Genomic DNA, 10166 nt, shown 5'->3' with positions numbered 1-10166 from the left:
GCCTGCAGGTGTTGGGCGACGTCGGCGAACGTCGTGGACGGGCCGGCCGCGTGCGCGGCGAAGGCGCACGACAGGGCGAGCGCCAGTAAGGGCTTGCTCATGGGGGGACTCCTGGAGCGACTGATCAATAACCAACGTCGTTCCCGCGCGGGCGGGAACCCAAGTGTTGCGTGAACACGCGCAAAATTGGACCCCCGCCTTCGCGGGGGCGACGGTTATTCACACGATCCCGCTGCTGCTCGCCCCCGCCTTTGCCGGCCGCGCGCTCGCGACCTTGTCCCGATACCCGCTGGCCCGATAGCACGCCACCGGATCCGCCGCGCCGCCCGAGCGCACGCGTGCCATCGCGAGGATAGCCTCCACGTCGGTGCGGAACGCCCGTTTCAGCGCCTGCGCCGACAGCAGCACGTCGTTCGATTCCTGGAACTCCGCCAGTTGCGCGCGGTCGACGAGCGCGGCCTGCACGTAAGCGCGCTGTACTTCGACGGCGCTGTTCATCAGGCTCTCGATCGGGTCCGTCACATTGTGCGACTGGTCCAGCATGTACGCCGGCTTGAACGCCGGGCCTTCGCGCAGCGCCGCGTCGGCCAGCTCGTTGAAGACCAGGAACAGCTGGAACGGGTTGATCGAGCCGGAATCCAGGTCGTCGTCGCCGTATTTACTGTCGTTGAAGTGGAACCCGCCCAGCTTGCCGAACTGCGCCAGGCGCGCGACGATCATTTCGATGTTCGTGTTCGGCGCATGGTGGCCGAGGTCGACGAGGCATTTCGCCTTCGGGCCCAGCGCCGTCGCGCACGCGAAGCTCGTGCCCCAGTCGGCGATGGTCGTCGCGTAGAACGCCGGCTCGAACAGTTTATGTTCGATGAAGACGTTCCAGTCGTCCGGCAGTGCCGCGTAGATCTCGCGCATGCTGTCCAGGTAGCGCTCCAGCGCGCCGCGCAGGTTGTGCTGGCCGGGGAAGTTGGCGCCGTCGCCGACCCATACCGTCAGCGCCTTCGACCCGAGTTCGCGCCCCAGCTCGATGCATTCGATGTTGTGTTTCACGGCCTGCGCGCGCGTGGCGCCGCTGTTCGCCGTCAGGCTGCCGTATTTATACGTGTGTTCCTGGTTCTGCTGGTCCTGGAAGGTGTTCGAGTTGACGGCGTCGAACGCGAGGCCCAGGTCGTCGGCCTTCTGGCGCAGCTCCTTCGCATCCGTAGGGCGGTCCCACGGAAAGTGCGGAGAAACCGCCGGCGTGACGCGGGTCAGCTCGTTGATGACGGCGCAGTCGTCCAGTTTTTCGAACACGTTGCGCGGTTCGCCCCGGCCCGCGAAGCGCGCGAAGCGGGTGCCGCCCGTGCCCACGCCCCAGCTGGGGACCGCGACTGCGAAGCGCTGCGCGAGGGCCGTCAATGCCTCGATATCCTGGCCGCGGCGGGCCAGCATGCCTTTGAGCGCCTCGTAGTCGGCTTCCAGCTGGGGGGCCAGCTTCGCGTTATGGTCGGCCACCAGACCGGCATCGATGAGGGTCGTCATGTTGTCTCCTGTCGTCGCGGCACCGCGCCCGGCGGTGCCGCTGTTCTTCTGAATTGATATTATCGCGTGAATGCGGCCGCGTTGCCGGCATCCACGTTCAGCACGTTACCCGTGCTCTTGCCCGACTTCTCGCTGACGAAGAAATACACCGCTTCCGCGATATCTTCCGGGAACACGCTCTTCTTGAGCATGCTGCGCTTGCGGTAGAACTCCTCGACGTCGTCCGTGTCGATCTTGTTCGACGCGGCACGCTCTTCCTTCCACTTGCCGTCCCAGATGCGCGAACCGCGGATGACTGCGTCCGGATTGACCACGTTGACGCGGATGCCGTGTTCCGCGCCTTCCAGCGCGATGCAGCGGGCCAGGTGGATCTCGGCCGCCTTCGCCGTGCAGTACGCCGATGCGCCAGCCGATGCGACGAGGCCGTTCTTGCTGCCCACGAAGACGATGCTGCCGCCCAGCTTCTGCTGCTTCATGATGCGGAACGCGTTGCGCGACACGAGGAAGTAGCCCGTCACGAGGATGTCCTGGTTGCGCTTCCAGACCTCCAGCGACGTCTCGTCCAGCGGCGCGGCGGAGGCGATGCCCGCGTTCGACACGAGCAGGTCGACGCCGCCGAAGCGCAGCGCGGCGGCGGACAGGATGCCGCCCACTTCCTCCTCGCTCGTGATGTTGGCCTGCACGGTCGCGACGTTGTCCTTGCCGGCGACCTTGACGAGGTTGTCCCGGGCGCCTGCCAGCGCTTCGGCGTCGATATCGGTCAGCATCACGCATGCCCCTTCCTGCAGCAGCTGGCGCGCCACGGCCTGGCCGATGCCGCCCGCGCCACCGGTCACCAGCGCGATGCGGCCCGCGAGGCTCTTCGGCTTCGGCATGCGCTGCAGTTTCGCTTCTTCCAGCAGCCAGTATTCGATGTCGAACGCTTCCTGTTCCGGCAGGCCGACGTACTCGTCGACACCGTTCGCGCCGCGCATCACGTTGATCGCATTGACGTAGAATTCGCCGGCGATGCGCGCCGTGGCCTTGTCCTTCGCGAACGACAGCATGCCCACGCCCGGGATCAGGTAGATGATCGGGTTGGCGTCGCGGACTTTCGGCGACGTGTCGCGCTTGCAGCGCTCGTAATACGCGGTGTAGTCGGCGCGGTAATCGCTCAGCGCCTGATCGAGACCGGCCACCAGACGATCGAAATCGGGCGCGGCCGGATCGAAGTCCAGCACCAGCGGGCGGATCTTCGTGCGCAGGAAGTGGTCCGGGCAGGACGTGCCCAGCGCGGCCAGCGGCGCGAGGTCGGCACTGCAGACGAATTCCAGCACGGCGTCGGAATCGTCGAAGTGGCCCAGCTTGAACTCCTGCTGGCTGATCTTCCCGCGCAGCAGCGGCATCAGGCGGGCGACGAGCGCCGCACGCTGGTCGGCCGGCAGCGCTTGGGCGACCTGGCCGCCGAACACGGGCTGCCTGACGTTCGCCGCCAGCCATTCCTCGGCGCGCTTGATCATGGCGAGCGTCGTCTCGTAGCACGACTTGGCGGTATCGCCCCACGTAAACAGGCCGTGGCCCTCGAGGATGATGCCCTTCAGCTGCGGCTGTTCCCGCGAGAGTTGTTCCAGCTTCAGGCCGAGATCGTAGCCGGGACGCTGCCACGGCAGCCAACCCAGTTCGCCTTCGAAGATTTTTTCGGTCAGCGCGCGGCTGTTCCTGCACGCGGCGATCGCGATGACGGCATCCGGGTGCATGTGGTCGACGTGGCGGCGGTCGATGTAGGCGTGCAGCGGCGTGTCGATCGACGCGGCGCGCGGGTTCAGGTCGAACGTGCAGTGCGGCAGGTAGCCGACCATCTCGTCCTCGTGTTCCAGGCCGCAGTAGCGCTGTTTCAGCGCCTGCAGCTTGTCCATGTACAGGGTCGAGAAGCCGTCCAGCCTGATCGAACCCAGGTCGCCGCCGGAGCCCTTCACCCACAGCACGTCGACCTGCCCGCCCGTGAGCGGATCCGTCATGACTATCTTGGCCGACGTATTGCCGCCACCGAAGTTCGTGATGCGCAGGTCGGAACCGAGCAGATTGGAACGGTACAGCAGCAGTTCAGGCTCGCTCAGCGTGGCGGCGTGCTGGTCGTCCCAGCGCGACGTGATCGGTTCCTTGTGGGAGGTAGCGCTCATTGCACCCATAAATACGTCTCCATGTGTTTGCGTTGTGTGTCGTCTGGCCCGCGCCGTGGACCACGGTCGCGGCATCCGGCACAGTAGAATTCAGCGGCCCAAGCAGTGTCAACGCGGAATCGATCAACATCGTGACCAAGAGCGATTTAATCATTTAGTTGATCGAAACGCGCATTTGAGCGCGCCGCGGCGGCCAAATAATCAATCGTTTGATCATTTAACGATTGACGGCCTTTCAACTCCTCATTACTCTTTTTCCCAGACGGCGCGACCCACGGTACGACGCTGTCCCCGCCGCACAAAACATAAACGGCATAGGAGGAGACACATGGTGAATCACAAACGCCGCAAGCGTTTGCTGAAACTGCTCGCCGAGCACCAGACGGCGACGGTCCAGCAACTCGTCGAATGGCTCAACGCGTCACCGGCGACGGTCCGGCGCGACATCAGCTGGCTCGCAGCCCGCAACCTGCTCACCCGCACCCGCGGCGGCGCCGAGAACCTGCTTCCCAAGAAGCGCCAGTTCCCGCTGTCGAGCGAAACGTTCCAGAACAATATCCAGTGCTACGCCGCCCGCAAACGGGCCATCGCCCGCCACGCGGCCGGCATGTGTACGGACGGCGAAACGATCATCATCAACGGCGGCACCACGACGTTCATGATGGCCGAGTTCCTGGCCGACAAACACCTCAAGATCCTGACCAATTCGTTCCTGATGGCCGAGCGCCTGCTCGTCTCGAGCGAGAACGAGATCATCGTCCCCGGCGGGAAGGTCTACCGCGAGCAGAACGTGATCCTGTCCCCGTTCGACAACGACATCACCCAGCACCACTACGCCGGCAAGATGTTCATGAGCGTCTACGGCCTGTCGCTGCTCGGCCTGATGGAAGCGGACCCGCTGCTGATCCAGGCGGAGAAGCGTTTGATCAGCCAGGCGGAAGAACTGATCGTGCTGGCGGACAGTTCCAAGTTCGCGCGCAAGGCGGGCCTGATCCTGTGCGGCCTCGATCGCGTATCGACCGTCATCACGGACACCGGCGCCTCCGACAAGGCCGTGCAGACGCTCGAGCAGTACGGCGTCAAGGTCGTCACCGTCGAACCGGACGAAGTGGCGCCGAACGTCGGGGCGCCTTTTTTTAATCCGCAGTTCGACCTGCAATCCGCCGCGCTGTTCCACCTGGACGCGCAGCTCGACCCGCGGCTGGACGCGCAACTGGAGGCCGCACATTGAAGCTTAAAACCACCCTGCTCGCACTGGCGGCGGTCGGCGTCCTGGCCGGCGTCGCCGGCTGCGCCGAGAAAAAGCCGGAGAAGACGCGCATCGCGATGGTCGTGAAAAGCCTCGGCAACGGCTTCTTCGACGCGGCCCACACGGGCGCCGACGAAGCGGCGAAACAGCTCGGCAACGTCGAAGTGATCTATACGGGACCGACGACGCCCAGCGCCGAAGGCCAGATCGAGATCATCAACTCGCTGATCAGCCAGAAGGTCGACGCGATCGTCATCTCGGCGAACGACCCGAACGCGCTGGTGCCGATCGCGAAGAAGGCGATGCAGCGCGGGATCAAGGTCGTCTCGTTCGACAGCGGCCTCGCGCCCGAAGGCCGGCAGATGCAACTGAATCCGTCGAACGCGCAACTGATCGGCGAGAAGCAGATCCAGATGGCAGCCGACGAGATCGGGGGCGCGGGCGAGATCGCGATCCTCTCGGCTTCCGCCCAGGCGACGAACCAGAACATCTGGATCGGCGTGATGAAGAAGGTGCTGGAACAACCCGAGTATTCGAAGATCAGGCTGGTGGCCACCGTGTACGGCGACGACCAGTCGGATAAAAGCTACCGCGAGGCGATCGGCCTGCTGCGCAGCCACCCGCAGCTGAAGGCGATCATCGCGCCGACCACCGTCGGCATCGTCGCGGCCAGCAAGGCCGTGGCGGACGAACACCTCGTCGGCAAGGTCTACGTGACGGGTCTCGGCCTGCCGTCCGAAATGGCGGGCCACGTGAAAAGCGGCGCCGTGAAGGAGTTCGCGATCTGGAATCCGATCGACCTGGGCTACGCCGCCACCTACGCGGCCGACCAGTTCGTGAAGGGCAAGGCGGAATCGAAACCCGGGGCCAGCGTATCCGTCGGACGGCTGGGCAGCGTGACGCTGGATGCCAATGGCGAGGCGGCGCTGGGACCGCCGTTCACCTATAACGCGGAAAACGTCGACAAGTTCGCGAAGCTGTTCTGACCACCAGCCCGTCGTTCCCGCGCAGGCGGGAACCCATGCTGAGCGACCGAAGTCGGCTCAGCATGGATTCCCGCGTCCGCGGGAATGACGGCACACAAGCCGACTACTACTCATGCCAGCCACCCAAACACCCCCCGTCCTCCAACTGACCGGCATCAGCAAGCGCTTCAACGGCATCCATGCCCTGAACGGCGTGAACATCACGATCCGCGCCGGCGAATGCATGGCGCTCATCGGCGAGAACGGCGCCGGCAAGTCCACGCTCGTGAAGACCCTCACGGGCATCTACCGCCCGGACGCCGGCACGTTGTCCCTCGACGGCAAACCCGTCACGTTCGCGAGCCCGCAGGAAGCAATGGCCGCCGGGATCACCGCCGTGCACCAGGAAACCGTGATGTTCGACGAACTCTCCGTCGCCGAGAACATCTACGTCGGCCGCCAGCCCGTACGCGGTGGCCGTATCGACTGGGCGCAGATCGAGCGCGAGGCGGAAGCCCTGTTCGCGCGCCTGGAAGTGGCGCTGCCCGTGAAGGCGCGCGTAAAAGACCTGTCGGTCGCGCAGCGCCACTTCGTCGAGATCGCGCGCGCCCTCGCCCAGGATGCCCGCGTCGTCATCATGGACGAACCGACGGCCGCGCTGTCGCAGCGCGAGATCCGGGAGCTGTACCGCATCATCGACCAACTGAAGGCCGCCGGCACTGCCGTCATCTTCATCTCGCACAAGTTCGACGAGATCTTCGAAGTCGCCGACCGCTACACCGTGCTGCGCGACGGCCAGTTCGTCGCCGAGGGGCGCCTGGCCGACATCACGGAACAGGAACTCGTCGCGCTGATGGTCGGCCGCGCCGTGCACCAGGCGTATCCGAAGCTTGACGCCGAGATCGGCGAGCCGCTGCTCGTCGTGCAGAACCTGTCCCACCCCACCGAATTCGACGACGTCAGTTTTACCTTGCGCCGCGGCGAGATCCTCGGCTTCTATGGCCTCGTGGGCGCGGGCCGCTCCGAGGTGATGCAGGCGCTGTTCGGCCTGACGCCGGGCGTCTCCGGCTGCGTCACGCTGGACGGCCGGCCCGTGATGGCGCGCTCGCCCAGCGAAGCCATCGCGCTGGGCATGGCCTACGTGCCGGAAGACCGCCAGCACCACGGCGCGCACCTGACGATGCCGATCCAGCACAACATCACCCTGCCGATACTGTCGCGTATCGGCTTCTTCCTGCGCGGCCGCGGCAAGCAGGAAGCGACCATCGCGCGCCACTTCGCGGAACAGCTGGAACTCAAGGCGAGCCACCTGACGCAGCACGTGGCCGAGCTCTCGGGCGGCAACCAGCAAAAGGTCGTCCTCGGCAAATGGCTCGCGACGGATCCGAAAGTGATCATCCTCGACGAGCCGACCAAGGGCATCGACATCGGCTCGAAGGCGGCCGTGCACCGCTTCATCAGCCAGCTCGTGGCACGCGGGCTGTCCGTGATCCTCGTGTCGTCCGAACTGCCGGAAGTGCTGGGCATGGCGGACCGCATCGTCGTCATGCACCACGGCCGCGTGCAGCGCGAATTCCTGCGCGTTGATGCGACGCCGGAAACGGTCGTCGCCGCCGCGTCCGGGTTGACCCTGGAGGCCGCATGAACATCCTGAAACAACGCGAACCGCTGCTGGCGGCGATGATCGTGCTGCTCGTCGTGGCCGTCGGCCTGCGCGCACCGGTCTTCCTGTCGGCCGGCTCGCTCGCCAACCTCGTCACGGACAGCACGCTGCTCGTGATGCTGGCGCTGACGCAGATGCTCGTCATCGTCACGCGCGGCGTCGACCTGTCGGTCGCCTCGAACCTGGCGCTGTCCGGCATGGTCGCCGCGATGCTGGGCGCGCACTATCCCGGCCTGCCGCTGCCGCTGATCATGCTGGCGGCCGTCGCCGTCGGCCTGGCCCTCGGTCTCGTCAACGGCTGGCTGATCGGCTATCTGGAACTGCCGCCGATCGTCGTCACGCTGGGCACGATGAGCGTCTACCGCGGCGCCGTGTTCGTGCTGTCCGGCGGCGCGTGGGTGTCCGCACACCAGATGCCGCCTCACTTCATCGCGTTCCCGCTCGACCGCCTGCTGGGCCTCCCGCACCTGGTTTGGATCGCGGCGGCGACGCTCGCGCTCATGGCCTGGATCGCACGCAGCACACGCTTCGGACGCGACCTGTACGCCATCGGCAACGCGCCGCAATGCGCGGGATATATCGGCATCCCGAGCCACAAGCGCCTGCTCGGTACTTACGCGCTGTCCGGTGCCGTCGCCGGCTTGTGCGGCTACCTGTGGGTGGCGCGCTATGCCGTCGCCTACACGGAAATCGCCTATGGCTTCGAATTCACCGTGATCGCCGCGTGCGTGATCGGCGGCGTCTCCATCGGCGGCGGCGTCGGCACGGTGCTCGGCGCGACGCTCGGCGCTTTGTTCCTCACCGTGATCGGCAACGCGCTGCCCGTGCTGCAGGTGTCGCCGTTCTGGCAAAGCGCCCTCACCGGCCTCGTGATCCTCGTCGCCGTCCTGATCAACGCCCGCGGCGCCGGCCGCCGCAGCCGCCAGATCCTGCCGCTGCATGGCACGGACGCCCAACCCGAACGGAGTGCCGCGTGAACCCGACCACCACGATGCAAACTGAAAAAACGTCGCGCTACACGATCCTCGACCGCGAAACGCCGCGCCTGAAAACGATCCTCGGGCGCTGGGAAAGCCTGCTGGCCATGCTGTTCGTCGCGGTCTTCGTCGCGAACAGCATCGCGCTGCCGCACTTCCTGGACCTGTACAACCTGCTGGACGGCACGCAGAACTTCAGCGAGAAGGCCTTGATCGCACTGCCGATGGCCTTGTTGATCATCTGCCGCGAAATCGACATCTCGGTCGCCGGCACCCTCGCGCTGTCGTCCGTCGCGATGGGCCTGGCGAAAGGCGCCGGCTTTCCGGCCGAAAGCCTGCCGCTCGTCGCACTGGCCACGGGCACCGCGTGCGGCTTCCTGAACGGCGTGCTCGTCACGCGCTTCGCGCTGCCGTCGATCGTCGTCACGATCGGCACCGTGTCGCTGTACCGCGGCCTCGCCAGCGTCGTCCTGGGCGACAAGGCGTTCACCGGCTATCCGCAGCTGATGGCCGACTGGGGCCAGGGCTACTTCTTCGGCATCGTGCCGCGCGAATTCGTCGTGCTGCTCGTGTGCGCCGCGCTGTTCGCCGTGCTGCTGCACACGACGACCTGGGGCCGCCGCATCTACGCCATCGGCAACAACCCGGAAGCGGCGCGATTTTCCGGCATCGCCGTCGACCGCTACCGTCTCGCGCTGTTCATGCTGACGGGCGCGATGGCCGGCCTGGCCGCCTTCCTGCTCACGGGCCGCATCGGCAGCACGCGCCCGAACATCGCCACCGGCTGGGAGCTGGAAGTGATCACGATGGTGATCCTGGGCGGCGTCAGCATCGCGGGCGGCGCCGGCACCATCGCCGGCGTGATGCTGGCCGTGCTCACGATGGGCACCGTCACGTACGGGCTGGCGCTCGCCAACATCCCCGGCATCTACATGACGATCGTCGTGGGTGTGCTGCTGCTCGCGACCATCGCGCTGCCGAAGCTCCTGCGCATGCGGCGCGCGCGGAGCGCATGATGCCGGACGCCCTGATCGTCCTCGACATCGGCAAGACGAACGCGAAGCTCGCGCTGATCGATGCCGCCGGCAAGGTCCTCTCGGAGCAGCGCCGCCCGAACGCGGTGCTTGCGGATGGACCCTACGCGCACCTCGACACGGACGGCCTGTGGGACTGGCTGCTCGCCACGTGCCGGGCGTTTGCCGCGCGGGCGCACGTGTCGGCCATCGTGCCCGTCACGCACGGGGCCACCGCCGCGCTGGTGGACGACGCAGGCCTCGTGCTGCCCGTGCTCGACTACGAGGCGGAGCTTCCCGGCGTCGAGTACGACGGTCCATCCTACGACGAGACGCTGTCCCCGCGCCTGCCGGCGGGCCTGAACCTGGGCCGCCAGCTCGCATGGCTGCAGGCACGCTTCCCGCGCGAGTTCGCGCGCACGCAGCACATCCTCATGTATCCGCAGTACTGGGCCTGGCGCCTGTGCGGCGTGGCGGCGTCGGAAGCGACGTCGCTGGGTTGTCACACGGACCTGTGGAACCCGCGCACCCAGGCGTATTCGAGCCTCGTCGGCCGCATGGACTGGACGGGCCTGATGCCGCCGCTCGCGCCCGCGCACGCGGCGCTGGGCACGCTGCGGTCCGA

General features: G+C 66.4%; 7 protein-coding genes and 1 pseudogene. 6 read left to right on the top strand and 2 right to left on the bottom strand.

All coding sequences use genetic code 11. The features are described 5' to 3' along the window. Positions 1–219: 219 nt before the first annotated feature. Positions 220–1515 (bottom strand): L-rhamnose catabolism isomerase, encoded by a 1296-nt coding sequence (rhaI, locus tag ACEN88_RS16605; protein WP_413341281.1) that lies wholly within the window; start codon positions 1513–1515, stop codon positions 220–222. A gap of 59 nt (positions 1516–1574) precedes the next feature. Then, on the bottom strand, positions 1575–3683 hold the full coding sequence (locus tag ACEN88_RS16600; protein WP_413341279.1) for a bifunctional rhamnulose-1-phosphate aldolase/short-chain dehydrogenase: 2109 nt from the start codon (positions 3681–3683) through the stop codon (positions 1575–1577). A gap of 319 nt (positions 3684–4002) precedes the next feature. On the opposite strand from ACEN88_RS16600, the gene ACEN88_RS16595 reads away from it, so the two are divergent. The 6 genes and pseudogenes from ACEN88_RS16595 to ACEN88_RS16570 form a co-directional block, all read left to right on the top strand. Beyond that, positions 4003–4905: a DeoR/GlpR family DNA-binding transcription regulator gene (locus ACEN88_RS16595; protein WP_056329878.1), complete on the top strand. Its 903-nt coding sequence runs from the start codon at positions 4003–4005 to the stop codon at positions 4903–4905. Beyond that, positions 4902–5909 (top strand): rhamnose ABC transporter substrate-binding protein, encoded by a 1008-nt coding sequence (gene rhaS, locus ACEN88_RS16590; protein ID WP_413341276.1) that lies wholly within the window; start codon positions 4902–4904, stop codon positions 5907–5909. The genes ACEN88_RS16595 and rhaS overlap by 4 nt, the downstream gene beginning before the upstream one ends. 112 nt (positions 5910–6021) lie before the next feature. Next, a complete protein-coding gene (locus ACEN88_RS16585) occupies positions 6022–7533 on the top strand; it encodes a sugar ABC transporter ATP-binding protein (protein WP_413341274.1) in 1512 nt (503 codons plus the stop codon). After that, positions 7530–8528 carry an ABC transporter permease gene (locus ACEN88_RS16580; RefSeq protein WP_413341272.1) on the top strand — a complete coding sequence of 333 codons (999 nt, stop codon included), beginning with the start codon at positions 7530–7532 and terminating at the stop codon, positions 8526–8528. The genes ACEN88_RS16585 and ACEN88_RS16580 overlap by 4 nt, the downstream gene beginning before the upstream one ends. Beyond that, entirely contained in the window at positions 8525–9544 is a 1020-nt protein-coding gene (locus ACEN88_RS16575) for an ABC transporter permease (protein ID WP_413341270.1), read from the top strand. Before ACEN88_RS16580 ends, ACEN88_RS16575 begins: the two co-directional genes overlap by 4 nt. Beyond that, positions 9544–10166 (top strand): annotated as a pseudogene (locus ACEN88_RS16570) (L-fuculose kinase); the annotation flags it as partial. The gene ACEN88_RS16575 and the pseudogene ACEN88_RS16570, both read left to right, overlap by 1 nt.

It is taken from the genome of Massilia sp. CT11-108, from assembly GCF_047302915.1.
Taxonomy (GTDB): Bacteria; Pseudomonadota; Gammaproteobacteria; order Burkholderiales; family Burkholderiaceae_D; genus Telluria; species Telluria orientalis.
The sequence above is the reverse complement of the archived record's forward strand: the minus strand, read 5'-3'. Positions and strand labels throughout refer to the sequence as shown.

Coding starts and splice junctions, on each gene's coding strand:
- ACEN88_RS16595 (WP_056329878.1), top strand. CDS start 4,003: ATGGTGAATCACAAACGCCGCAAGCGTTTGCTGAAACTGCTCGCCGAG.
- ACEN88_RS16600 (WP_413341279.1), bottom strand. CDS start 3,683: ATGGGTGCAATGAGCGCTACCTCCCACAAGGAACCGATCACGTCGCGC.
- ACEN88_RS16580 (WP_413341272.1), top strand. CDS start 7,530: ATGAACATCCTGAAACAACGCGAACCGCTGCTGGCGGCGATGATCGTG.
- rhaI (WP_413341281.1), bottom strand. CDS start 1,515: ATGACGACCCTCATCGATGCCGGTCTGGTGGCCGACCATAACGCGAAG.
- ACEN88_RS16585 (WP_413341274.1), top strand. CDS start 6,022: ATGCCAGCCACCCAAACACCCCCCGTCCTCCAACTGACCGGCATCAGC.